General features: G+C 52.4%; 19 protein-coding genes and 1 pseudogene. 5 read left to right on the forward strand and 15 right to left on the reverse strand.

Features of this window, described 5'->3' with window-relative positions; translation table 11 throughout:
- Positions 1 to 60 precede the first annotated feature (60 nt).
- The 4 genes and pseudogenes from BOW06_RS11155 to rfaH all read right to left on the reverse strand — a co-directional run.
- Positions 61 to 792, reverse strand: coding sequence for a Wzz/FepE/Etk N-terminal domain-containing protein (locus tag BOW06_RS11155; RefSeq protein WP_078454585.1), 732 nt, complete (start codon positions 790 to 792; stop codon positions 61 to 63).
- A 68-nt stretch (positions 793 to 860) separates the two neighbouring features.
- Positions 861 to 1616 carry a polysaccharide biosynthesis/export family protein gene (locus BOW06_RS11160; protein ID WP_179115134.1) on the reverse strand — a complete coding sequence of 252 codons (756 nt, stop codon included), beginning with the start codon at positions 1614 to 1616 and terminating at the stop codon, positions 861 to 863.
- 261 nt (positions 1617 to 1877) lie between these two features.
- Entirely contained in the window at positions 1878 to 2921 is a 1044-nt protein-coding gene (locus BOW06_RS11165; protein WP_043117033.1) for an EpsG family protein, read from the reverse strand.
- A 1-nt stretch (position 2922) separates the two neighbouring features.
- Positions 2923 to 3405, reverse strand: a pseudogene (rfaH, locus tag BOW06_RS11170) (transcription/translation regulatory transformer protein RfaH); the annotation flags it as partial.
- Positions 3406 to 3606: 201 nt separating this feature from the next.
- On the opposite strand from rfaH, the gene BOW06_RS11175 reads away from it, so the two are divergent.
- Positions 3607 to 4431, forward strand: a complete 825-nt coding sequence (locus BOW06_RS11175; RefSeq protein WP_043117034.1) for a methyltransferase domain-containing protein — start codon at positions 3607 to 3609, stop codon at positions 4429 to 4431.
- A gap of 140 nt (positions 4432 to 4571) precedes the next feature.
- Here the strand turns inward: BOW06_RS11175 and BOW06_RS11180 are convergent, their stop codons facing one another.
- The 3 genes from BOW06_RS11180 to efp form a co-directional block, all read right to left on the reverse strand.
- Entirely contained in the window at positions 4572 to 6941 is a 2370-nt protein-coding gene (locus tag BOW06_RS11180; RefSeq protein WP_043117036.1) for an AsmA family protein, read from the reverse strand.
- A 289-nt stretch (positions 6942 to 7230) separates the two neighbouring features.
- Complete coding sequence (gene epmA, locus BOW06_RS11185; protein ID WP_078454582.1) at positions 7231 to 8169, reverse strand: elongation factor P--(R)-beta-lysine ligase; 939 nt, start codon at positions 8167 to 8169, stop codon at positions 7231 to 7233.
- A 3-nt stretch (positions 8170 to 8172) separates the two neighbouring features.
- The gene (efp, locus tag BOW06_RS11190; RefSeq protein ID WP_043117039.1) at positions 8173 to 8745 is read right to left on the reverse strand and encodes an elongation factor P; all 573 of its coding nucleotides are present in this window, start codon (positions 8743 to 8745) and stop codon (positions 8173 to 8175) included.
- 35 nt (positions 8746 to 8780) lie between these two features.
- Here efp and epmB point away from each other — a divergent pair, with 35 nt between their 5' ends.
- The gene (epmB, locus tag BOW06_RS11195) at positions 8781 to 9788 is read left to right on the forward strand and encodes an EF-P beta-lysylation protein EpmB (protein ID WP_078453035.1); all 1008 of its coding nucleotides are present in this window, start codon (positions 8781 to 8783) and stop codon (positions 9786 to 9788) included.
- A gap of 24 nt (positions 9789 to 9812) precedes the next feature.
- Here the strand turns inward: epmB and BOW06_RS11200 are convergent, their stop codons facing one another.
- Complete coding sequence (locus tag BOW06_RS11200) at positions 9813 to 12026, reverse strand: Lon protease family protein (RefSeq protein ID WP_078454581.1); 2214 nt, start codon at positions 12024 to 12026, stop codon at positions 9813 to 9815.
- A gap of 187 nt (positions 12027 to 12213) precedes the next feature.
- Here BOW06_RS11200 and BOW06_RS11205 point away from each other — a divergent pair, with 187 nt between their 5' ends.
- A complete protein-coding gene (locus tag BOW06_RS11205) occupies positions 12214 to 12717 on the forward strand; it encodes a BCAM0308 family protein (protein ID WP_043117042.1) in 504 nt (167 codons plus the stop codon).
- Between the two features lie 86 nt (positions 12718 to 12803).
- Here the strand turns inward: BOW06_RS11205 and BOW06_RS11210 are convergent, their stop codons facing one another.
- From BOW06_RS11210 to BOW06_RS11235, 6 genes are all read right to left on the reverse strand, one after another.
- Complete coding sequence (locus BOW06_RS11210) at positions 12804 to 13748, reverse strand: 5'-nucleotidase (RefSeq protein ID WP_052132149.1); 945 nt, start codon at positions 13746 to 13748, stop codon at positions 12804 to 12806.
- A 5-nt stretch (positions 13749 to 13753) separates the two neighbouring features.
- A complete protein-coding gene (locus BOW06_RS11215) occupies positions 13754 to 14395 on the reverse strand; it encodes a nucleotide-binding protein (RefSeq protein WP_078453032.1) in 642 nt (213 codons plus the stop codon).
- Positions 14396 to 14422: 27 nt separating this feature from the next.
- A complete protein-coding gene (locus BOW06_RS11220; RefSeq protein WP_078453031.1) occupies positions 14423 to 14971 on the reverse strand; it encodes a hypothetical protein in 549 nt (182 codons plus the stop codon).
- A 1-nt stretch (position 14972) separates the two neighbouring features.
- Positions 14973 to 19076, reverse strand: coding sequence for an efflux RND transporter permease subunit (locus BOW06_RS11225; protein WP_078459483.1), 4104 nt, complete (start codon positions 19074 to 19076; stop codon positions 14973 to 14975).
- Positions 19077 to 19205: 129 nt separating this feature from the next.
- A complete protein-coding gene (locus tag BOW06_RS11230) occupies positions 19206 to 20309 on the reverse strand; it encodes an efflux RND transporter periplasmic adaptor subunit (RefSeq protein WP_043117815.1) in 1104 nt (367 codons plus the stop codon).
- Positions 20310 to 20402: 93 nt separating this feature from the next.
- Positions 20403 to 20798 (reverse strand): hypothetical protein, encoded by a 396-nt coding sequence (locus BOW06_RS11235; RefSeq protein WP_043117048.1) that lies wholly within the window; start codon positions 20796 to 20798, stop codon positions 20403 to 20405.
- Between the two features lie 261 nt (positions 20799 to 21059).
- On the opposite strand from BOW06_RS11235, the gene BOW06_RS11240 reads away from it, so the two are divergent.
- Positions 21060 to 22616 carry a dynamin family protein gene (locus BOW06_RS11240; protein ID WP_078454579.1) on the forward strand — a complete coding sequence of 519 codons (1557 nt, stop codon included), beginning with the start codon at positions 21060 to 21062 and terminating at the stop codon, positions 22614 to 22616.
- Positions 22617 to 22622: 6 nt separating this feature from the next.
- On the forward strand, positions 22623 to 23714 hold the full coding sequence (nadA, locus tag BOW06_RS11245) for a quinolinate synthase NadA (RefSeq protein ID WP_043117050.1): 1092 nt from the start codon (positions 22623 to 22625) through the stop codon (positions 23712 to 23714).
- 160 nt (positions 23715 to 23874) lie between these two features.
- Here the strand turns inward: nadA and fba are convergent, their stop codons facing one another.
- The gene (gene fba / locus BOW06_RS11250; RefSeq protein WP_043117051.1) at positions 23875 to 24939 is read right to left on the reverse strand and encodes a class II fructose-bisphosphate aldolase; all 1065 of its coding nucleotides are present in this window, start codon (positions 24937 to 24939) and stop codon (positions 23875 to 23877) included.
- Positions 24940 to 25019 lie beyond the last annotated feature (80 nt).

Genomic DNA, 25019 nt, shown 5'->3' on the forward strand with positions numbered 1-25019 from the left:
GGGCTATCGCCCTCCAGCTCCTGAATCCATCATTCCACTGGAGCTGAAACCGGCGATGAACTAACATTCAAACCGGACCACTTGCTGGGGGCAGGTCAAGGCGTTAACGACCTTTGCCGCCAGATTGGGATCAGGGCTGTCGTAGCTGATCCTTATAACACGTGACTGCCTGATGGTCTCGAGCAGCAGGTTACTCAGAAGGTGATTCTGAATGGATGATTCTGAGGAAGGGTTCAGGGGTACAATATCAATCCGTCCAACTGGATCAGCACCGAAGAATTCCTTGATCTTTGCCACCAGGTTTTTCACCCATGTAGTGAACTGCCTGAATATCGATACTTGTTGATTACCAGATACCTGGTTGACGGAAACCAGCCCCAGATCGGACGCGACCCGGCCTGCAACTGCACGGCTTTTCAGAAGTTCATACTGGGTCCAGAAATAATCCTGGCCACCGGTATTACGCATGGCGATATCATCGAATGATGTGATGTTGCCAGACTCATTACCGATCTCGACCGTGGTGCTACTGCGATAGATTGGCGTTTCCAGCGAGGTCATGATGAATGTGCCAAACAGCACCAAAAGTGCAACAATCGCTATGAGCCACTTGCGGCGGATAATAACAGACCAGTAGGCACGCAGGTCGAGTGGCTTCTCTTCAGTATGTGCAAAAACCTGCTCACCTGTATAGGCCATGATCTGCTGATGCTGCTCTTCCCTGACGACCATGTCCCTCTGACCTCCGTGGTTAGGGCCATTCTGATTCTCGTCTTTGTCTCGTCGATACATCTAGATATTACTCGAATCCGTTTTATTCACTGTAGATACTTAGCTTAGTCAATGGATACTCAGCCTGCTTATAAAGGGAAAGCCAAAATACCGAGAAAGCTGCGAAGCGTACCGGTAACACTCTCGAAGGCTGACTTGCTGCCGTGCTCCGGCACCACGATGATGTCATTATTCAACACCAGTGGATTAGGTAATTTTCCCGACCTCACTTCTGTTACGTCAATCTTGTAGCCAACCGTATTGCCTCCCCCTATCTCGCGAAAGACAACCACTTCCGTGGCATCACCAAGACGTTCTACTCCACCACCCATCGCCATCGCTTGTAACAAGGTCGTTTTACCCTTGAGTGGGTAAATACCGGGCTTTTTGATCCACCCCTCGAGGGTGATACGCTGGCTGGCGAACTCGGAGAGGCTCAGGGTGACGTGAGGATCCTGCAAGTACTTTTCTCCAAGCACTTTCTCAATGTGACGCTCAGCTTCTTCTACCGTCAGGCCGCCTACCTCGACAGCACCAATCAGCGGCATGGTGATAAAACCCTGCGTATTGACGCGCGCGGTGTGGTTCAGTTCCTCAACCTGGAATACCTCTATCCTGATTTCATCCTGCGGGCCGATACGGTAGGCAAAATCGTTTGATGTACGTGCAGTTGGCACACTGATACCCGCTCCACTTGCCTGGTCAACCGGTGGCACAGGAACCTGGATACTTTCACCACCCTGGATCAGCGCATTGCCCGGAGCATTCGCGCTTCCCTGGTACTGATTTGTACGATTCGACTGCTGCTTTTTTTTAATTGAATTGTACTGCAGGTCATCAAGCATAGACTCTGCATACGCATTGACAGGCAACAACATGAAACTTATTAAGAGGAGAATGCCCCACACAAGTGAAAATGCAGCACCTCCCAAAGAAGGCTTGAAAAGCTGGCGAGTGAATGATGAAAAATTATACGACATAGAACCCATTAGTCAGGAGATCTCTATAGATCAAGAAATCATCATAGCAAAGTCATACTCTTTTGAGTACTTGTAGCCAAGATGATATTTTTATTACATCAGGGTATGACTCTCAACCGGAAAAGATTACTGAAACAATAGGTTCCTGTACGGTAACCAGTGCGGGGCATGGGTGGCATAATTGAGCCATACGAAGAGCACTGCAGCATAACCGAGCACAAGGACAGTTGTTGTCGCCTGGGGCGTGACTCTGTTGCGAAACAGGTACGGCATGCGTGACAGCACAACAACCTGCAAGGGCGTCAAGTAGAGGGAGACACGATCAACCGCGGTCGAGGCGAAACTGACTAGGAATACTGCTGCAACAGCGCCAAATGCCATCCAGATCCAGAACCGGCCATCAGGGAAAACCCGTAGCCACTGTCTGCGAAACAGCAGTAACACCAGCGCAGGTGCCAGGTTCATGACGATACGGATCAGCGCTCCCTGTGATTTCATCTCGGCATCGACATAGTTCGCCCAAATCGCTTCGTAGGAGTCGGACACTATCAGGCCCCATAAACCGTAGGCAATCGAGATAACCACGAAACCACGAAACAGCCAGTTGCCCCTGGTGATAAAAAACCCGAGCGGCACCATCAGCATGGCCGATTTATGGAATAGTGCTGCAACAACGATATAGAACAGGAACCAGAAGAGATTGCGTTTCTCAAGCCAGTTCAGCGCCAGGAAAATCAGGCCAAGTGCCACACCCTGCCGGGTATAACCCATAGAAACCACAATCACCAGGTAGGGAACTGCAACTGTCAATGCAAGCCAGGGAGCTGGCTGTTTTGAACTGAAACTGATTAAACCTGTCATGAAAATAACGGCACAAACGAGATTGACGAAACCCATGCCCCAGTCGTTATTTGCCGCTATCCAGTTAAGGAAGACATATCCTGGATCACCTCTCCCTGACAACAGGGACGCGAGCGGTTCGCCATACGCCATCTCGTAATACCGCAGGTAATTGCCCCAGTCACCACCAACCTCGAAACGCAGACCGATAAACAAGACGAAGATCAGCCAAAACCAGCCCATCGAGCGAAATGACTGTATCCTGTGTCGATGCGACAGTGCGATTGCCATGAATCCCGGCAACAAGTACATGAACCAGTATGCCAGCACGCTACTCCTCCACGACTGCACCGAGACTGGTGCGCTCTATGGTGATGTTGCTCTGGCGACCAAGAAGGTCGAGCAACAGGATGATGCGCTCGTCATCTTTCTCGACCTGGTAGATACCGCTGAGACCAGCAAACGGTCCCTCGGTGATCTCTACCCTGTCACCCGGCTTGTGTGGCCATTCTTTGTCGACGCGGCTTTGCAGTTGTGAATCTTCATGCTGCTGCAGAAACCCGATCACCTCTTCAGGCACAGGCACCAGGTGCGTGCCGAAGCGAACAAGTTTTGCGACACCGACTGTTGAACGCACAACAGAAACATCCTGCTGCTGAAGGTCTGCCTGTAAAAAGAGATAACCGGGGAAAAGTGCACTGGTGACCATCTGCCAACTGCCGCGCAGACGTTTACGTTTACTGATACGCGGGTAGTAAACAACAAAGCCCTGGCGCTCGAGGTTATCGACGGCAATCTGCTCTTGGCGGGGTTTGGTTTGTACGGCTAGCTAGGTCATGCGGGGATTGTAGCAATTAATCGCGGGTCTGTTTTTGCTCCTGCAAAACTGACATTCCCGCCTTCCATGGCGGTCAGGGGCGGGGCGATTAATAACACCAACCTCACCATAAGGTGTAACACAAACACGAACAGTTAGTTTAAACTTGGCACCATAATAATTTTAAACATTTCACCAATGGCCAAAACCCGTAAGAAAAAAACACTCGCCGAACAGGCTGACCGTCATCGCTTATACCAGCTGTCGGTACAGTGTGCTGAAGCCGAGATCGATTTTGTTGAAGAGCGTTTTCGCACACTCAAAGGCCGCCCTGCCCGCCTGTTGCGTGAAGACTTCTGCGGACCTGCAGAGGTCTGTTGTGAATGGGTCAGACGCCATAAGAACAACCGTGCTATTGGCGTAGACCTCGATGATGAAGTTCTGCAATGGAGTCGAGATAATAATATTGACCGCCTCAGCAAGTCACAGCGCAAGCGCATTGAACTGATCGAAGAGAATGTGCTCGAGGTTGAAACAGAAACAGTCGACGTGGTTTCCGCCATGAACTTCAGCTACTGGCTGCTGATGGACCGCGGCACATTGAAGCGATATTTCAAACGCGTACACAAGGCTCTTGCCGATGACGGCATCCTCTTCCTTGACTCCTATGGTGGTTATGAATCCCACCAGGAGATTATCGAGGAGCGTGAAATCGAGGACGGTGATTTCAGTTTCACCTACACATGGGAACAGGAACGCTTCAATCCGGTAACCCATGAACTTGAATGCAGCATTCATTTCGCCTTCCCCGACGGTAGTTCAATAGAGAGTGCATTCCACTACGTGTGGCGCCTGTGGACTCTGCCGGAGATTAAAGACCTGCTCACCGAATGTGGGTTTGATGTCACATTCTACTGGCAAGGTTTCGATGAAGATGGTGAAGGTGATGGTGAGTTCGAGCCAGTTACCAGCGCTGATTCCGATGCCGGGTGGATTTGTTATATCACTGCGGAGAAGTGTTAGCCTGATATTTGATCGCGGCGAGGGCGCCCCTCCTACAGAGTAAAGTGCGATAAATATGTAGGAGGCCCGCCCTGACCGCCATGGAAGGCGGAAATGCCAGGAACCGTATGGAACGGTTCCGGCCGGGGCGCTGGCTTAAATCAGAACTTAAGCCCTTTCAACAAACTATCCTTAAGTTTATCCTCAACGCTCTTTTTCTTCTTTGGCTCTTCCGCAGCTGGTGCCTGGTCGGTTGCTGCTGCATCAGCAGGTGCTGCAACAGGCGCTTCTTCTGCAACAGGTAAACCAAGTTTTTCAAGCAGCTTGCCCTTGAGCTTATCCTTCTCTTTATCAAGCTCCTGCTTGGCACGCTCTTTGAGCAACTCCTCGAGGTCGAGTGAATAGCTTAGGTTATCAAAGTGCCCTTTGACACGAATCGGGATGGTGAGCCCTTCAAGGTCGCTGAACTCTGCACCGCCCTGCCCTTTAATTGTGCTGGTAACCTTGGTTGTCAGCAGGTAGTTAACCGAACTGGCTGACAGGTTGACCGTGCCCTTACCAGTAACTCGCAGAAAAGGAGATTTCATAACCAGGTCGTTGTTGGTCACAACACCCGACTTGATCTTTGCTGTTCCCGATAACTCGGCAAAGTCTGTCTGGCGTGCCTCTTTTGCTTTCTCAACAGGCCTGTTGTTCAGCTTGGCTTTGGCTTCGCGGAGTGCGGCTGCCAGGTTGATGCCCTTGACGCTGCCGTTTCTGACAGTAAATGTCGTGTTACCACCCAGTGAAGACATCATCTGCTTCTTATCGACACCTGAACCATTGATTTTCAGTGTGACATCAGCCTTGCCGTCGATACGCTCCTGGCCAACCAGGTCCTTGAGAAGCGGGCCTATATTTACGCCTTTAAGACGCTCGTTGGCAGACCATGTAAGGCGCTTGCCTTTACCCCTGAGGACAATATTGCCGTTGTAGCTACCACCATAAAGACCGGCAGAGAGTGGTGACAGGCGAGTCTCTCCTCCTGCGGAGATGATGTTCGCCTTGAAGTTACTCATGCTCAGTCCGGATGCATGTAATGAACCGATCTTCACAGAACCATCCAGTCGTAATCCGCCGATGGTTTTTGCCGCCTTGGCTTCCTTGACTGCAGCTGACTCTTTCTTGTCATCGGCATCGGTTGGTGGAAGGTAGTGATCGACATTGATCTTGTCTACTGCAAGGTTGAATGCAAAGTGTGGATTATCGAACCGGGTAATTCTGACATCACCATTAATACTGGAGCTGTCCAGCTTGATGTTGAACGGTTTCAGCTGCACGTGATCCGTATCGCCGTTGAATGAGAAGTTACCTGCCAGGCTACTCAGCGCCTTGTCTGACGAAACCTGTGGTGCTTCCATACCAAGCTCGCCCATCAGTTTGCCTGGGTTCAGTTGTGCGATTTTGAAACTGCCACTGTAGGTCGCTTTATCGACAGGCGTCTTGACTGCGAGGTTGCCTTCGATACTGCCGCCAGCTGCCTTGAGACTCAGCGGGTTGATATTTACTGTGTCGCCGGCAGTCTTGATCACCATTTTGCCGGAGACTTTCTCAGGCAGACCGGATGCATCAGCACCGAATGCTTTTGCGAGAGACGCAATCGAGAGTGAGTCGATATCAAGATTTCCCTCAACCTGTGGCTTGCTGCTGTAGTCAGCCGCTTGCAGTTCGCCACTGACTCTTCCGTCGGCCGATGTGATCTCAAAGTCTCGCATGACAAACTGTTTGCGCTCCTGGTCAAGACCGATGTTGCCACTGACAGTGACCTGCTGCTCCGGGTGCTTCACCGGCGTCAGTGTCAGTTCCAGGTCAGGTGCGTTAATGTATGAAAACTTCTCGTCGACAGTCAGGGTACCCTTGCCTTCCAGCTCATACTGACCAAGACGGCTTGAATCCATCACAAGATCGAGTTCGACAGGTACTGCACGCCTGGCTCCGAGCATACCGGTAGTAATCTTGTTGATCTGCAGTGAGTGCTTTTCGTTTGCCTGCGCATCGTTGAATGAAAAAGAGGTGTTGGTGATCTCGATTCGCTTGACCATCACCTCTGAATCGCCACGATCTCCGCCACCTTCATGAGGTTTATCTTCTCCGCCTTTCTGCAGGTCACTCCAGTTGTCCTTACCATTGGCAAGACGCTCAAGTGCGATGTTTGCGCCATCGAGAGAAACACTTTCAACAATAATTTCCTGGCGTAGAAGAGGTATAAGCGCTGCGCTGAAAGCCGCGTGTTTAACTTGCAGCATGTTGGGTGAGCTGAAGCCCTCCGGATTGCCCAGGGTAACTCCCTCGGCACTGATCGCAATACGCGGATAGAGATCCCACCCCAGCTGACCATCAATTGAGACATTACGGCCTGTCTCTTCCTGAACCTGCTCAATAATCTGCTGCTTGTAGTCATTGGGGTCAAACAGAGTGATAAAGGCACCGGCCGCAATCACGACGATGATAACCAGGCCAATGACCAGCTTGAAAAGAGTCTTGATCTTCATATGTGTCTATCCGGTTCTTCTTGATGATCTTTATATAATAGCAAAGGAGTATGACGGTTTGGTTGAAATGGGGTGGGAATTTACGTGGTTGACTGGATCGCGACGAGGAGGCACATCCTACATTCTCAAAAATCTGTAGGAGCGGCGCCCTCGCCGCGATAAAAGGGAGCATTCAATCGCCCCGGCCGGAACCGTTCCATACGGTTCCCGGCATTTACGCCTTCCATGGCGGTCAAGGACGGGGCTCCTACATCAACCATAGGCTGTAGGAGGGATGTTCTCACAACAATCAACCAGGAAAAGCAATCACCTCTTTGATATGCTCCGCCCCGGTTTGCAACATCAGCAAACGATCAAGTCCAAGCGCAACACCGGAACAATCAGGCAAGCCCACGGCAAGTGCATCAAGAAAGTCCTGGTCAATTGGTGGCTGATCCATTCCCTGCGCCTCTCGACTGGCAAGGTCTTTTTCAAAACGTGTCTTCTGCTCGGCGGCATCCTGCAACTCGTGAAAACCGTTCGCCAATTCGATTCCATCGATATAGAGCTCGAAGCGCTCTGCGACACGTGAGTCCTGCGGGCTGATTTGCGCCAGTGATGCCATGCTTGCCGGGTAGTTGTAGACAAACACACCGCCCGACTGCTTGAGCCAGTCACCGACAGAGAGATCAAATAGCACATCGAGGAGCCAGTCCCTCTCCACCTGTTCAGGCAACACCACTCCAAGTGACTCGGCTTTTGCCGAGAGCTCTTCAAGAGTCGCTTCAAGAGGATCAAGCCCCACGTGGTTTTTGAAGAGTGTCTGGAAGGTATGACGTTCGAACGCCATGAGATTCGGCAGCAACTCAATGATCATGGCTTCGACATCATCCATCAGCTGATAGTGATCGAAGCCGATCCGGTACCACTCCAGCATGGTGAACTCCGGGTTGTGATATCGCCCGATTTCCTCCTCACGAAATACTTTACATATCTGATAGATAGAGCCACTTCTTGAAGCTAATAATCGCTTCATGGGGAACTCGGGTGAGGTGTGAAGATACTGTTCCGGATGCTGATCGGAATCGGTACGGAAGGAATTGATGGCAGGATCCGGGTTGCCGTATCGCGACATGATCGGGGTCTCGACCTCGAGCACCTCTTCACGTCTAAAATAGTCACGCACCCGCGCAAGCAATCCGGCTCGCTTGCGCAACATCTGCTGCGAGGCAGCAGGCTGCCAACTCACTGTTTAATCTTCCTTGGCTCGCGAAACGTATTCACCCTTGCGCGTATCCACCTTGATCACTTCGCCAATCTGGACAAAGAGTGGTACACGTACAACAGCACCGGTTTCCAGTGTTGCCGGTTTTCCGCCACCGCCAGATGTGTCGCCCTTGAGGCCCGGGTCAGTATCGGTTATTTCGAGGGTGACGAAATTGGGCGCTTCGACTGTCAGCGGCGAACCGTTCCACAGGGTGACTGAACAGACATCCTGCTCCTTGATCCACTTGATCGCATCGCGAACCGCTGTCTCATCGGCCTGGTACTGCTCGAAGCTCTCCTGGTCCATGAAGTGCCAGTACTCCCCGTCTGTATAGAGATACTGCAGGGTGATGTCGATAACATCGGCTGCCTCGACACTCTCACCGGACTTGAATGTCTTTTCAATAGTACGGCCTGTTTTCAGGTTGCGAACCTTGACGCGGTTAAACGCCTGACCCTTGCCGGGTTTGACGAACTCGTTTTCGACGATGGTGTAAGGATCTCCGTCGAGCATGATTTTCAACCCGCCTTTGAATTCGTTGGTACTATATGTCGCCATGTCAGCCTCAAATATTGTCGCGATAAAACCCGCATATGATAACCCGTAACCTGAGAATCGAAAACGATAAGATGAGCTGGGAGCAGCAATATGCCGCCAGTTTTCGCAATCCGACCGATTTACTCACCTGGCTTGGCATCGATATTGGCACCATTTCAGATGCAATCGACACCGATAGCGAGTTTCCGTTGCGAGTGCCGCATGCATTTGCCAGCCGTATGCTGCACGGTAATCCTGACGATCCGCTGCTGAGACAGGTGCTCCCGTTAAAGAATGAACGTATTCCGGTCAGCGGTTTCAGCAATGATCCTCTCGATGAGGAGAATTACACTGTCGGCAATGGCATTATCAAGAAATACCAAGGACGCGCCTTGCTGATTGCAACCGGCGCATGTGCGATTCACTGTCGCTACTGTTTCAGGCGTCACTACCCCTATGCCGACGAGTCACTGACACGCGAACAGATCAGCACCATGATTTCAGAATTACGGCGCATGGGTGATCTCGACGAGGTCATCCTCAGCGGTGGTGACCCACTCAGCCTCAGCGACTCCCGACTTGAGGAACTGCTCGATGCGCTGGCGACGCTCCCGAAACTGCGGCGCCTGCGTCTCCATACACGCCTGCCGATCGTTTTACCCGACAGGGTGACAGGACGACTTGCCACCATGCTGGGGCAATTTCCGACAGAGGTCGTATGTGTCATGCACGCCAATCATCCGAATGAATTGGACGACCAGGTCGCAGCTGCAATGCATCGGTTACGTGTTGAAAACGTCACTTTGCTGAACCAGTCAGTTCTTCTAAACAGGATTAATAATGATTCAGATACTATTGAATTACTTTGTAAAAAAGGATTCGAAATGGGAGTTCTTTCCTATTATCTGCATCAACTCGACCCCGTCTCCGGCACGCACGCCTTTGCTGTCGGTGATGCGGAAGCGAATGAGATTCACGCCGAATTACTGACACGCCTGCCCGGCTACCTGGTTCCAAAACTGGTCAGGGAACAAGCCGGGGCACTCTCCAAGACTCCGCTGTGATCCAGTCCGGGTGTTGCGCCCGAACTACCCGGAAGACTTTTTCTGCCGATCCGCGAACTCTTTCAGTCGCATAACAACACGTTGATTCAGACTCTGCTCGGGAAACTCTCCCTTGTGATTACGTTCGCCTGCTTCCAGCCCGGTCAGAATCGTCATGCATTCATCAATGCTGCTGACTGCATAGATATTGAACTGACCATTTGCGACTGCATCCACCACCGACTGCTTCAGCATCAGGTGCTTGACGTTTGAAGCTGGAATAATGACTCCCTGCCCGCCTGTCAGTCCGCGCGCCTTGCACAGATCATAAAAACCCTCGATTTTCTGATTGGCCCCGCCAATCGGCTGTATCTGCCCATGCTGGTTTACGGAGCCTGTAATTGCGATTGACTGCTTGATTGGAGCCTGCGCCAGGGAGGAGAGCAATGCACAGAGTTCTGCAGCCGAGGCACTGTCACCTTCAATAGGCCCATAGGATTGCTCAAACACCAGGCTCGCCGAGAGGCTCAACGGACGATCGGTGACATAGCGTGAAGCGAGGAAGCTGGAGAGTATCAGCACACCCTTGGAGTGAATCGGCCCACCGAGTTCAACCTCGCGTTCAATATCAATCACCTTGCCTGCGCCCAGTGACGAATTCGCCGTGATACGAACCGGGTGGCCAAAGATGAAGTTGCCCAACTGGATGGTGGCAAGGCCATTGACCTGGCCGGGCATTTCACCCTCGCTGTCGATCAGGATCGTGTTGCGCAGTGTCTCACGCAGCAGGCGGTCACGAATGCGGCTCATGCGGCGCTGTTGCATCCTGATTGCACTACGAACCTCGTCAGTTCCGATAACGCTGTTGTCATTGCGCGTGGCCCAATAGTGCGCTTCCCTGACAATATCAGCGATACGACGCATGCGCGTGGATAGCATCTGTGCATCACCTGCATTGCGTGAACTCTCCTCGATGACTCTTGCGACCGCACTGTTATCCAGAGGCTTGAGCTCTTCCTTCCTGACAATGGAAGCAACCAGGCGAGCCAGCTGCAGCATGTTCTCATCGCTGCGTTCCATGTCATCTTCGAAATCAGCTGCCACCTTGAAATGCTCGAGGAACTCGGGGTCGTACTCCATCAACAGGTAGTAGTACTCACGGTCACCGATAAGAACCACTTTGACATCTAGAGGGATAGGTTCGGGTTCAAGTGAAACCGTACCGATCAGGCTGTAGGCCTGGGCAATTGACTTGGTATCGATTTCACGCGATTTCAGGGCGCGCTTGAGCGCTTCCCATGCAAGCGGCTCTATCAGGATTTTTCGGACATCAATGACAAGGTAGCCACCATTGGCACGATGCAGTGCACCTGGGCGTATCAGGGTGAAATCTGTAACCAGGTTTCCGTATTGTGATTCGTGTTCGATCTGTCCGACAAGGAATGGATAGGCCGGGTGATCTTCGAAGATGACAGGTGCACCGTCGGAATCATTGCGATCGACAAGCAGGTTGACGCTGTAGCGACGCAGAATCGCAGATTGCGGATCGATTTCATCCGGGTCTGCAATAATGCTGTTAGCACCCTCTTCCTCACCGCTGGATGCCTGCAGAATAATCTCTGCATGATCGGCAATATCCTGCTGCAGCCGCTCCTGCTCCTTCTCGGAAAGCTTGTTGTACTCTTCCGGTGTGATAGCCACACCGTCATGCAGTGGGACAAAAGTAAACCCGGTCGCAGTCTGGATAATGCCAAGATCAAGCTCCTCAGCCTGCTCCTTGACCTCCTGGAAAGCCTTCTCCTGTGCCTGGTTGGCCTGCTGCTCTATCTCCTGGCGACGGTTGTGATAGTCCTCACTCTCGAACGCAGTTGGCAGGGCAGAACTCGCCTCCTTGACGAGCTGTGTCATGTCGTCACGAAAACGACGTCCCCTGCCCGCAGGCAGTTCGATCGCTTTCGGTTTGCGTGGCTCATCAAAATTATTGACGTAACACCAGTCAGTAGAGACGCTCTCCTTGCTCGCCTTCTCCTGCAGAAACTGGCGAATAAAACTGTGCCGTCCGGTACCGGCAGGACCGAGCACAAAGAGATTAAAACCCTGCAGATCATGCCCCGTACCAAGCTCAATCGCTTCAACGGCACGCTCCTGACCTAGCATGCAGCCAAGATCCTCAAGCTCATCAGTTGTCTTGAACGGGAGGCTGCCAGGATCGCAGCTCTGGTTAAGATCTCCAGGCAATAATGGCGTAACAGAGTGCATATTTATCCTTCTTGTTTTTTTATGAACTGTATTTCATCTATTGCTAATTAAAGACTAGTCCATCTTGCACGGTTTTTGCATCGGAATATTTACAATGACCTGATGACGCGCCTTTCATCAAAATTGAATGACTTCTCCGCAAAGACTATATTTATAGTAGAGGAAGAAGTAAAAAAAGGAGGACGAAATGAGCGGAAAAGAAGGTAATGTGGCTCAGCATGGACGACAGGACCGCCTGTTGAAAGAACACGTCCATGACCCATACATGGCCAGCAAAAAGTTGTCAGAACCGACCGTTTGCCCTCGTTGTCATGTCGTTTACAGCGGCGCAAGATGGCAATGGAAGTCCGAGACACCAGAATGTGCATACGAAGAAGTCTGTCCTGCCTGTCGTCGAATCCAGGACAAGGTGCCGGCTGGGATTCTGACGCTGAAAGGCGATTTCTTCGAGGAACACCGGGGAGAAATCATGCGCATGGTTCACCACCATATTGAAGATCAGATGGAGCTGCATCCAATGAAACGCCTCATGGGAGTCGTAGAAGAGGATAACGAAAACAGTGTTCTACTTTTTACCGACACACATCTGCCACGAAGTGTTGGCGAGGCGGTTGAACATGCCTTCAAGGGTGAACTGGATATTCACTATACGAAGGAATCAGGGATTGTGCGGGTTTACTGGCAGCGGTAATACTTCCCGTTGCTTGTCGTACCGGCCTTGAGCCGGTATCCAGAAGTGCATGCACTATTGTAGATGTACCCCGGGTCAAGCCCTCCCTACTTCTCGTTGGAAACCCCGTGAGGAACATGCGCTGACGGCACATGGCGTGAAGCCGACTGGCAATGCTGATGACGATCGTCGAAGAAGATATCTGCACCAAACGCCTTGAGGAAATCACCTTTATCGATGCCACCGAGGAACAGTGCCTCGTCGATACGTACACCCCACGACCTCAGGGTACGGATAACACGCTCATGCGCAGGTGCGCCCCTGGCTGTAATCAGGGCTGTGCGTATGGGTGACTTCTCAGCCGGGAGCTCTTTCTGAATCTGGTGCAAAACGGCAAGAAACTGTTTGAATGGCCCACCGGGCAGTGGCAAACGGGCACTCTCCTTTTCGCTCTTCTCAAATGCCTCGAGACCCTCACTCTGGTAAACACGCTCAGCCTCATCGGAAAACAGCACGGCATCACCGTCAAAGGCGATTCGCAGTTGTGTATCTTCCGGCTTTTCGCGACCTTCCTCATCCGCCTTTCTGTCAAGAAAGATGGTTGCAGCTGCGAGGCCAGAATCAAGCGCCAGGCGGACATCATCCGCATTGGCAGAGAGAAACAGGTGTGCCCCGAGCGCCTTGGCATAGGGAAACGGCCGTTCGCCACCGGTGAAGGCGGCACGCCTGATCTGCAGTTTGTGATGATCGATTGAATTAAATACGCGCAGGCCTGTATCGGCGCTATTACGTGACAACAGGACAATCTCGATGGTTGCCTTGTCCTGCAGCAGTGAATTGATATTCAGAAGTTTACGCACCAGCGGGAAGGCCTGGCCCACTGCGAGGGGCTCATCTTCTCTTTCAACCTGGTAGTTACAGTAGGCTTCTATGCCCTCCTCTTCGTAGACACGATGCGACTCATCAAGATCGAAAAGCGCACGCGATGAGATGGCAATGACCAGCTTGGCGGGTGGATGCTGCCCGACTGCTGTTACGTCACTGCCTGACATGGGTGTTACCTGACAAGGTGAGGATATAGCTCTGCTGCAAGTGCATTGAACTCACGCACACCCGGATCGCGTGGATCCAGTTCCATGGCAGCCAGTCCTTCACTGAACGAGTGCAGGAATACAGCTCGCTGGGAGAGACGCGGAATCAGGAAGCGGATACCCGGCAGTGACACAAGAGCAGCAGCAGTTTCATAGGATTCATTCACAGCCGACTGCATATCGACACGATTCAGAAAGCCGTAGACTTCCGGCTTGTTCTCGAGGTTGGCAATAATGCTATTGACGAAACGGACGAAACGCTGGGTTGACCAGACATCTGCCTGACTTGGAGGTACAGGAACAATAATACGGTCTGCAATCTGGATGGCGCGTTTCAACGATGCCATGTCAGAGGTACCAACATCGATCAGAATCTCTTTATAGGAGTTCAGATCAGTACCATCATAGAGTGCCTGGCGTCCCCTGACTTCAATACCCGGCTGGTACCCTTCTTCTGCGCGCACATCGGCGACATCTGTAAAGGTTGCCTGTGGATCAAGATCCAGCCCGAGTGTTCTTTGTCCTGCCAGCGATAACCAGACGGCAAGATTGAATGTCACCGTACTTTTACCCGAACCACCTTTAAGACTACCAATGACTGTGATCATCTATTCTTATTTCCTGTCACTTGCTGCTTACCAGCTCGGAACATATCCGCCTGGAGAATAACTGTTGTATCCCGGCATATAGTTGCCCGGGTTCATGTAGCTGCCCTGGTATCCAGGTACCAGGTATGGAGATTGGCCTGAATAGGGCAACGGAGCCACCGGTGTCGGCTGATAAGCCGGGTACGTCGGATAAGCCTGGTAGCCCTGGTAGCCCTGGTAACCATGTTGCACCTGGGGTCTCTGATAACCCCTGTACTGGTAACCAGGTTCGACACAAGCGTCCCTACCCGGATTATAAGTCGGCGACAGTGTGCGCTGCTTGCGCGGCGCACGGAACCTGTAATTGCCCATGGCGTTTGATTTAGGTCCGCTTCCACTCTCCTGCACTGCCTGCTGTTGCTCCATGTCTCCACGAAAGACAAAATCCTGATTACCACTCCCCGTGCTCGCCGGTGTTTCAACATCGTTTCGAAACGTGAAACCACCTGTATCAAATGTTGACTGGGCAACTGCAGCTACGGGCAGCAGCAGAACAGCCAGTAAAGAGCAAAATCCTCGGGTTATGGCTATCGACATATTACTCCTTTCCACCCTGATCATCAGATTCATCCGGCATATCGCGCAGACGAATACCACGACGACGGCGCTTGCCAGGCTGGGGAACAGTGGCACCAGGCATCTGTGAAGCTGAATCCGACTTGGCAGCAGCGACAGACGTTGGCCTGATCGGTGCTGAGAGAAGATCAATATCATCATCACTGGCCTGTGAAACCTCGATGATATCTTCATCTGCCTGAAGCGGCTCGGCAACTTTCCTCTGCTCGACAACAGGTGCTGCAGGTTCTGGTGCTACGACTTCTGGTTCAGGTTCAGGTTTCGGCTCAGGTGCAGTAACCGGCTCGGCAACAATCGGCTCAACCACTTCAGGTGCTGGCGCTTCAATCTCCGGTTCAGAAATTGGCGCTTCTGCTACTGGCTCTGGGGCAGGAGCTTCAACGACCGGCTTGGGCGTTTCAGCTACTGGTTCAGGTTCAGCAACAAATTTCTGCTCTGCTTCTGCAGCAGGTGCCTGTGGTTCTGGTTCCGGCGCCGGTTCAGGTACAGGCGCAGCCTCAGGTACAGGCGGCGGCGTTGGCGGCGGCTTGGGAGCAGCTGGCGGTTGTGGTGCTGCCGGTGGCGAAGCCTGAGGAGGCTTCTTCTTTGGAAGCAACAGGCGCAGCCAGTTCATCAGAATACCGAAGAACGAGATCAGCGCGAAGATGGCGCCGATCAGTTTGCCCCATACCATGAAGGCCATGTCTGTGAACGAACGTTTGGGTGCAACAGGTGCTGCTGCTGGCGCGGGGGTTGAAGTAGTACCACCAGATCCATCCGGCATATCAACACCAGCCACCTGGTAGAGCGCCTTCGCCGCCTTGGTCGTTCCAAGCGGAATAACAATCAGGGTAAGAACGGTCGAGACCAGCACACCGGCAGCCAGCGAGATCGCCATGCCCTGAAAGATCGGATCTGTCAGGATGACTGCAGAACCACCGACAAGTGCCAGTGCAGTAATCACGATTGGGCGCGTTCTGGTCATACAGGCCTTGATGACGGCCTCTTCAAGTACAACCCCTGCACGTACCTCGTGAATCGTGAAATCGACCAGCAAGATCGAGTTACGCACGATAATACCCGCTAGCGCAATCCAACCGATCATTGACGTTGCTGTAAACTCAGCTCCAACAAATGCATGAGCAGGAATAATTCCAAGCAGTGTCAGTGGTATCGGCGCCATGATAACTGCAGGAATGCGGAAGTTGCCGAATTCGATGACGACGAGGAAATAGATAACTGCGAGTGCCACCATGAATGCGGCGCCCATGTCACGGAATGTCTCGTAGGTGACGGTCCACTCACCGGTCCATTCAAATGATGACTCTATGTCATTTGCGGGTGGCCCCATCCACTCGATGTTATTACCGAGTATGGCGCCATCCGGAGCGACATAGCCTTGACCATCGTTAGCAGCCGCTAGTGCATCCTGTACCTGCATCATGCCATACACAGGTGCAGCGAGGCGCCCGGAAACATCTGCAACAACGTACTCTACAGAACGCAGATCCTTGTGATAGATAATCTCGTCTTCTTCCATTCTGACGAACTGTCCAAACTCGCGCAGGGATACAACTTCGCCAGTGGCTGTATTGACCGGAAGGTCACCAAGCCTGGTAACTTGTGAACGCTCAGCAAATGGCACTTGCAGCACGATATTGATCGGCTCATGACCTGCCAGGTTCTTGACATCACCCATCGGTGCACTGCCGAGAGCCATGGCTATATTCTGGTTGATACTCTCCTGGCTGACACCCGCACGAGAGGCTTTCTCACGATCAGCTTCAAAACGCCAGTAAGAGTAAGGCTCACGCATGTAATTGTCGACATCGGTGAGGTTCGGCGCCTCTTCGAACAGCCTTGTCAGGTGTCTTGCAACCTCGCGTCGTGACTTGTCGTCCGGTCCGTGCACCTCGGCAACAACCGACTGCAGTACCGGCGGACCGGGTGGCATCTCGACAACTGCAATTCGTGTTCTTGTGCCCTTGATCATCTCGCGCAGAATACGGCGTGCCTCGACAGCAATCTCGTGACTGGTACGTTCACGATCGTTCTTGTCGAGCAGTTGCACCTGGATATCGGCCTGCCATGGTTGCCTACGCGTGTAGTAGTGCCTGACCATGCCATTGAAATCGAACGGACGTGCAGTACCGACATAAGTCTGGATTGCAGTCACCTCGGGAAACTGGCGTAACTTCTCCGCCATGCTGGCAGTGAGGTTTGCGGTATCCGGCAGGGCTGTACCCTCAGGCATATCGATAACAACGGAGAACTCCGGCTTGTTATCCAGCGGGAGCATCTTGACCGCCACCCAATTAAAGTAGAAGAAGGAGCACGCAAAGATCAGCAATAACCACAAAATGCCATTGAACATTTTGCGCTTGGCCGGCTTGTCGATCATCGGCATCAGGATTCTGCGGAACATTCCTTCGAGGCGCTCTGCCTCCTTGTGCTCGCGCTCTTCAGCTGCTGCCAGGTAGTTCATGCTGGGACGGAAGAGACCCGATATTGCCAGCCATGGTGTGAACACAAAGGCTGCAAACAGGGAGATCAACATCGCAACCGAACCGAGTGCCGGGATCGGGAACATGTAGGGGCCCATCATGCCACTGACAAAGCCCATCGGCAGCAAGGCGCCGATAACCGTGAATGTCGCAAGAATTGTCGGGTTACCGACCTCGCGAACCGCATCGACGGCAGTTGCCATGTCGGTACTGTCATTCTGCAGCCAGCGACGGTAGATATTCTCGATAACGACGATGGCGTCGTCGACAAGAATACCGATTGAAAATATCAGCGCAAAGAGACTCACCCTGTCGATGGTAAATCCAAGCAGCCAGGCGACAAAAATGGTCATCAGCAGAACGACCGGTATAACCAGCGTTACGACCAGCGCAGGTTTGAATGCACGGAATGCAACCAGAACCAGTGCAAATACGATACTGGTGGCGACAAACAGTTTGAAGATCAGCTCGTTGACCTTGTCATTGGCTGTCTGACCGTAGTTACGTGTAACGAAAACATCAACATTGGTGGGAATAACGCGTCCCTTGAGCTCCTCGACACGTTCAAGCACGGCATTGGCAACGGTCACACCGTTGGTGCCCTCCTGCTTCGCAATAGCGATTGTTACTGCAGGACTGCCATCTACCCGGCCAATACTTTCCGGTGACTGCGGACCACTGTAAAAAGCCACCAGCTTGCTGGCATCTTCCGGACCCTGCGTGACCACTGCAACATCTCGCAGGTGTATGGGTGCACCACCGAAGGTGCCGACAATCAGTTCACTGACATCGCGTGCATGCTTGAGAAACTTGCCTGTTACTACTGTCAGGTGGGTTCCGCCACTTTCGACCGAGCCAGCCTGGGTCTCCTGGTTGGCTGTCTGGATCGCTTGTGCAACCTGGCCGATACTGATGCCATAGCCTGCTAGAATTTCAGGCAGCACCTCGACCTTGACGACCTCCTTGCGGCCGCCAACAACAAAACCTTCACTGGTATTGGGCAGTTCGTTGAGGTTCTGCAGAATATCGTGCGCCAGCATACGCAGCTGGCTGTCATCAACATCAGGATGGTTGTCCTGGTTGAGATCTTTCGACCATAAAGTAAGCGTGACAACCGGTACGTCGTCAATACCGACAGGACTTACCATCGGGGGCGACACCCCGGACGGAATCTTGTCCATGTTGGAATCGATCTTGTCGTTGACCTTGACCAGCGAGTCGTTCATCTCCTCGCCAACCTCGAACTGCACGGTCACCATGCCCATACCGCGCTGCGAAGCTGAATAGACGTGCTTAACGCCCTTTATCTCGCTCATCATGCGTTCGAGAGGTTCAATCGCACGTACGGAAACCTGTTCAGCAGACGCACCCGGATATGGAACAATGAGGTCGACCATGGGAACCGAGATCTGCGGGTCTTCCTGTCGTGGAATCAACAGGTAACCCATGATTCCCATCAACAGCATTGCAGCATAGAGCAAAGGCGAGAGAGGAGAATTTATAAAGGCACGCGCCGTATTACCGGCAATGCCCAGATCCTTGCCTTTTAATTCATCCAGATTGTTGTCTACTCTTTGGCTCATTTGCTGCCGGCCTTTTGTTGTTCCGGAGGGCTTGTGGCGTAACCCACCGGCTCCCTGTTATTAATTCAAGACGCCCTTTGCGGGCGTCTTCGGCTTATCTGTTCGTTAACTTCGTTAGTTTCAGTTGAATCAGGGATTCCGCTGTACCATTTCGCCTGCCTGCAGGCCTGAAGTTACCATAATGTAATCGTCGCCAATGTTTTCGCCGATACGCACAAGGCGCAGCTGCGGTCTTCCGCTCTCACCCTTGACGTAAACGCCGGGAAGGCTGCCATTGAAACGTACTGCACTGACCGGTATTTTCACCATGCCGCCACTCGAAACAGTATTATCCGGTACCAGCACCTTAATATACTCGCCTGGACGGGATACACCTTGAGGGAGGTCAAATTTCACTTTAACGGTATGGCGCACCCGGTCGGCCATCGGGAATACCTGTGCAACACGCACCGGCACACGTTCGTTATTCACATCTAGCTCAGCCTCAAGCATCTGGCCCTGGGTGAGGTTTGGTGCCACACGTGAGGGCACATCAACAACAACCTGCAGGAATTCGACATCGGCGTAACTCAGCATGGGCATACCGGGCTGAATTGTGTCTCCCACCTCGACATGCTTGTGCGTGATAACACCAACAAAGGGGGCAAGGCTGCGTGCATCACGCAACTTGGCATCGATGGCCTGGATCTGTGACTGCGCCTGCAGAATCGAGTTACGTGACTGCTGAATTCGAGTGCGTGATGAATAGAGGTCAGCAGAGCGCGCGGCGTCGGTATCGTAATCACCGACCATATCCTGCATTGGGCGTGAGAACATGTCATCGAAGAGATTCGGCATACCCATACCGCCCATCGCCTGTTTAGTACGCGGTGCCCACAGCTCTCGGTTGTACTGGACGTCGGCATTACGCAGATCCGCCTCGGCGTTGGCAAGCTGTGCCACAGCCGAGTTACGCTGTGCCATCAGTTCAGTACTGTCGATCCTGACCAGTTCGGCACCTGCATCAAAAGCATCACCCTCGATACCTGAGATGGACTGAATGCGGCCAGGAATTTGCGCTGCCAGTGTCACTTCTTTGTATGGAATGACAGTGCCACCAAGTGAGATGAAAACAGAGGTGCCCGCATCCTGAACTTCGACCCAGTCTTGAGCCGTGTTATCTGTTTGCGCCTGCGCCGCTATGGGGGCCGCAACCAGTAACGCTAGAATCGTCTGTTTTAATGCTTTCCGCATGACATAACCTCAAATTGGAACTAACCGGGCAAAAATAAACGGTGTATTACAAACAGGGCCTCAACTGAAGAGGCCCTGGATATGGCAACCCGATCAGGCGCGCGCCATGACTGAGAAACTCTTGATAAACGGCCCGGCCATACGTGGATCTTTCAACATGGCACCGTAGTCACCAACCTTGAATTTCATTTTTCCCGAAGCAAATGCAGTACCCAGTCCCATCATGCCTGGTGGTTTTGCAATCCACTTTTGCCACTGCTGCTCGCTTGCGCGGATATCCCAGTTGAGCTCTTCACCATTGTAGGCGCCTGCAGAAGTCGCAGAACCATTCTCGACCACGAGCACACCTGTAGGCTGACCGTCATCCGGAAAACCATAACCGATATTGCTGCTGAAATTGATATCAGCCAGTGCTGAAGTCAGTTCCGACTCGGCGTTCCACTGCTGCATAAAGCTCTTCATCCACTCATCAGAAAAAATTGCAGACATACTCAACCACTCCTATTGTTTGCGTCATTATTATTTGAAAATCCGGCATCCATCTTATTTAGCGACGGGATTACCGATCAGATAGCTAAGTATCCCCCATATGATAGGTGTATTGCAATATTCAGATCGAGTTAATGTGCCAATTTCATGTCACCAGGGGCTCCTTTTTTGTTGCCAAAAAGACGGACAATTGCACCTAAGCCATTGCTATTTTTGAGTATTGCAGACAAACTTTAAATATATACAAACCGGAATTTAAGCATGTCTTTCGAAAAAACATCCATCAAGCAGCGCCTCGACCAGCTAGAGAAGCATCTTTCCGTGGAAAATCCGGCACTTATCGACGCCGTCAAATCATTTCGACAGCTCGATAAAGTTGGACACAAGACCGGTTTACTGGCCGAGGATGACTCATTTGCGACCAGAATCACCTGGTGGCCGCTGATTTCGGTACTGGGGACCTTTTCTGCAGGAAAATCGACCTTCATCAATCACTACATCGGTGAGCAGATCCAGCGCAGCGGCAACCAGGCGGTCGACGACAAGTTCACCGTGTTGTGCTACTCACATGAAGCGGCTCCCCACGCACTGCCCGGCGTGGCCCTGGATTCGGATCCACGCTTCCCTCTCTACCGCATCAGCGAGGATATCGAGAGCGTCGCAACCGGTGAGGGAAAACGCATCGACTCCTACCTGCAGATGAAAACCACCACCTGCGAGACCCTGCGCGGCAAGACCATTATCGACTCCCCCGGATTCGATGCGGATGCACAACGCACCTCGACGCTGCGCATCACCGATCACATCATCACCCTCTCCGACCTGGTGCTGGTTCTGTTCGATGCACGCCATCCGGAACCCGGCGCCATGCGCGATACGCTTGACCATCTTGTCAGCAACACCATCAATCGGCCGGATGCAGGCAAGTTCCTCTACATTCTCAACCAGATCGACACGGCGGCACGTGAGGACAATCCCGAAGAGGTCATCGCAGCATGGCAGCGCGCACTCGGTGAACGCGGCCTTACCGCAGGACGTTTCTATACAATCTACAGTCCGGATGCCGCGGTACCAATCGAGGATGCACAGCTACGCCAGCGCTTTGAAAGCAAGCGCGACAAGGATCTCTTGGAGATTCACAGCCGTATGGACCAGGTTGACATCGAGCGCGCCTACCGTATCGTCGCATCACTTGACCATACCGCCAGGGAGATCGAACAAAAGGCAATGCCAAGCCTGGTTGAATTAATGCGCAGGTGGTACAAGCGCACACTGGTACTCGATGCCGTCACCGTCGCCTTCCTGTTGCTGCTCTATATTGGCGTCAGTCTCGGTATCGGTTTCAATCCGCTGGATATTGCCCCTGCAATTGCAGGCAACTGGATACTTTCCGCTAGCATTGCGGTCGTACTGTTAGCCATCATCCATTTCGGCATGCGCGAACTCGCAGCCAAGACCCTGCTCGGCGCTGCTCGCAAGGCGTCTGAAGCACTCGACGGCAAACTTGATCTTGTAGGTGCATTCAGAAAAAGTACGCGTATGATGCGCATCATTATCAGCAGGCGTCCGGCTGGCTGGGGATCATTCACTCGCAAACGCCTGAAGCGCGTCCGCGAAGAGAACGATCGCATTGTGCAGATGCTCAATGACCGCTTTACTAATCCATCGGGAGCGGGACAGGCAGCAGACACCGTGACTGAAACAAATACCCAACCTGAGCCAGTTAGCGAGAAACTGGAAGTTCAGGAGAAAGACGAGTCCATGGAGTTTAATCTTGATGAGATTCTGGAAACCGAAAATAGAGAAAAGGACAAGTAGTTTTAGATGAGCGATATGAATGAATTCCACCTTTCAGCCGAGGCGATACGCGGAACGATCAAGGTGCCTGCACACCCGGTCAAGCCTGACATTACGGCGGAAGAGAAAAAGGCCCTTAAAGAACGCATCAAGAAACTGATGCGGGAACAGGATGCAACACTGGTTGCTCACTATTACACCGATGGTGATATTCAGGAACTCGCCGAGGAGATGGGCGGCTGTGTTGCCGATTCACTCGAAATGGCACGCTTCGGCACTACCGCCAAAGAGCAAACCCTCGTGGTTTCAGGGGTGCGTTTTATGGGCGAAACCGCCAAGATCCTCAATCCAGAAAAACGCGTTCTGATGCCTGATCTGGGCGCAACCTGTTCACTTGACGAAGGCTGCCCTGCCGATGCCTTTACTGCATTTTGCGATGCCCATCCGGACCATACCGTGGTTGTCTACGCAAACACCTCTGCAGCCGTCAAGGCACGTGCCGACTGGATGGTGACATCCGGCATCGCACTACCGATAGTCAAGCACCTCAAGGAACAGGGAGAGAAAGTCCTGTGGGCGCCTGACCAGCACCTGGGACGCTATATAGAAAAGGTCACCGGTGTCGACATGCTGTTATGGCAGGGCTCCTGTGTCGTACACGAGGAGTTCAAGTCAGTTGCACTGGAGCGCATCCGTCGTTTGCACCCTGACGCCGCTGTACTGGCACATCCCGAATCACCCGAACATATTCTCGATCAGGCTGACGTGGTGGGATCAACCACAAAACTGATTGAGGCTGTTGCCACCAGGAAGGAAGAGAAGTTTATCATTGCAACAGACGACGGTATTTTCTGGAAGATGCATCAGGTGGCACCAGGCAAGGAGCTGATCTCTGCACCAACGGCTGGCGAAGGTGCAACTTGTGAATCCTGTGCCCACTGTCCGTGGATGGCAATGAACTCGCTGCAGAATCTCGAGGAGATGCTGCTGAATCCGGGGCCACAACACGAAATCAACATCGATGAATCAATTCGCGAACGCGCCATGTTGCCGATCAGGCGCATGCTTGATTTTGCCGACAGCCATGGGATCAGCGGCAAGTACCAGGGGAATGCCTGAATCCTGGCAGAACCAACCCCATATTCGTCACCCCGGGCTTGACCCGGGGTCAATCAAGATAATCGCTACCCATGGATGCCGGCTCAAGACTGGCAAGACAACTTAAACAAAAAAAGGCCGCACATTGTGCGGCCTTTTTCATCAAGCTGATTAAAAATGATCAGCTGATCTTCTGGTCCAGTGAACCTGAAGCATACTCTGCAAACATCACTTCAAGAGACTTGGCAGTGATCTTCGAACCATGACCGGCACAGCCGAATGCTTCGTAACGTGCCTTACAGATATCCTTCATCGCCTCGGTAGAAACCTTGAGGAACTTGCGAGGATCGAAGTTTGAAGGATTTTCCATCAGGTGACGACGGACAGCACCGGTTGATGCCATACGCAAGTCTGTATCGATGTTGACCTTGCGAACACCGTGCTTGATGCCTTCAACGATTTCTTCAACAGGTACGCCATAGGTCTGGCCCATTTCGCCACCGTGGCTGTTGATGATCTCAAGCCAGTCCTGCGGTACAGATGATGAACCGTGCATAACGAGGTGAGTGTTGGGGATGCGCTCGTGGATCTCCTTGATGCGGTCGATACGCAGGACATCGCCAGTTGGCTCCTTGGTGAACTTGTAGGCACCGTGTGAAGTACCGATAGCAATCGCAAGTGCGTCAACGTTAGTCGCCTTGACGAAATCGGCAGCCTCTTCAACACCGGTCAGCAGCTGATCCATGTCGAGCTTGCCTTCAGCGCCGTGGCCGTCTTCTTCACCCATCTCACCGGTTTCGAGTGAACCGAGACAACCCAGCTCGCCTTCAACGGTAACGCCACCGGCGTGTGCCATTTCAACTACGGTACGGGTTACGTCGACGTTGTACTCGAATGAAGAAGGTGTCTTCATGTCAGCCATAAGTGAGCCGTCCATCATGACAGAGGTGAAACCTGACTGGATAGAGCGCAGACATACCGCTGGCTCAGAACCGTGATCCTGGTGCATAACAACAGGAATGTGCGGGTACATCTCAACAGCCGCCTGGATCAGGCGACGCAGGAAGGGCTCGCCCGCGTATGAACGCGCACCGGCAGAACCCTGCATAATAACTGGTGCATCAACTTCGTCAGCAGCCTGCATGATGGCATGCACCTGCTCCATGTTGTTGACGTTGAAAGCCGGCATACCGAAATCGTTCTCGGCAGCGTAATCAAGCAATTGGCGCATTGAAATCAGAGCCATGATTGTCTCCTTCTGTTTCTATTGAAATTTCTTTAACAAAATTTATACATACCGGGCACATGCCCGCATTTTTACTCAGC

Source organism: Solemya velum gill symbiont (assembly GCF_002020255.1).
Lineage (GTDB): Bacteria > Pseudomonadota > Gammaproteobacteria > Chromatiales > Chromatiaceae.

Coding starts and splice junctions, on each gene's coding strand:
- BOW06_RS11155 (WP_078454585.1), bottom strand. CDS start 792: ATGTATCGACGAGACAAAGACGAGAATCAGAATGGCCCTAACCACGGA.
- BOW06_RS11160 (WP_179115134.1), bottom strand. CDS start 1,616: ATGCTTGATGACCTGCAGTACAATTCAATTAAAAAAAAGCAGCAGTCG.
- BOW06_RS11175 (WP_043117034.1), top strand. CDS start 3,607: ATGGCCAAAACCCGTAAGAAAAAAACACTCGCCGAACAGGCTGACCGT.
- BOW06_RS11180 (WP_043117036.1), bottom strand. CDS start 6,941: ATGAAGATCAAGACTCTTTTCAAGCTGGTCATTGGCCTGGTTATCATC.
- efp (WP_043117039.1), bottom strand. CDS start 8,745: ATGGCGACATATAGTACCAACGAATTCAAAGGCGGGTTGAAAATCATG.
- epmB (WP_078453035.1), top strand. CDS start 8,781: ATGATAACCCGTAACCTGAGAATCGAAAACGATAAGATGAGCTGGGAG.
- BOW06_RS11200 (WP_078454581.1), bottom strand. CDS start 12,026: ATGCACTCTGTTACGCCATTATTGCCTGGAGATCTTAACCAGAGCTGC.
- BOW06_RS11205 (WP_043117042.1), top strand. CDS start 12,214: ATGAGCGGAAAAGAAGGTAATGTGGCTCAGCATGGACGACAGGACCGC.
- BOW06_RS11210 (WP_052132149.1), bottom strand. CDS start 13,748: ATGTCAGGCAGTGACGTAACAGCAGTCGGGCAGCATCCACCCGCCAAG.
- BOW06_RS11215 (WP_078453032.1), bottom strand. CDS start 14,395: ATGATCACAGTCATTGGTAGTCTTAAAGGTGGTTCGGGTAAAAGTACG.
- BOW06_RS11220 (WP_078453031.1), bottom strand. CDS start 14,971: ATGTCGATAGCCATAACCCGAGGATTTTGCTCTTTACTGGCTGTTCTG.
- BOW06_RS11225 (WP_078459483.1), bottom strand. CDS start 19,076: ATGAGCCAAAGAGTAGACAACAATCTGGATGAATTAAAAGGCAAGGAT.
- BOW06_RS11230 (WP_043117815.1), bottom strand. CDS start 20,309: ATGCGGAAAGCATTAAAACAGACGATTCTAGCGTTACTGGTTGCGGCC.
- BOW06_RS11235 (WP_043117048.1), bottom strand. CDS start 20,798: ATGTCTGCAATTTTTTCTGATGAGTGGATGAAGAGCTTTATGCAGCAG.
- BOW06_RS11240 (WP_078454579.1), top strand. CDS start 21,060: ATGTCTTTCGAAAAAACATCCATCAAGCAGCGCCTCGACCAGCTAGAG.
- nadA (WP_043117050.1), top strand. CDS start 22,623: ATGAGCGATATGAATGAATTCCACCTTTCAGCCGAGGCGATACGCGGA.
- fba (WP_043117051.1), bottom strand. CDS start 24,939: ATGGCTCTGATTTCAATGCGCCAATTGCTTGATTACGCTGCCGAGAAC.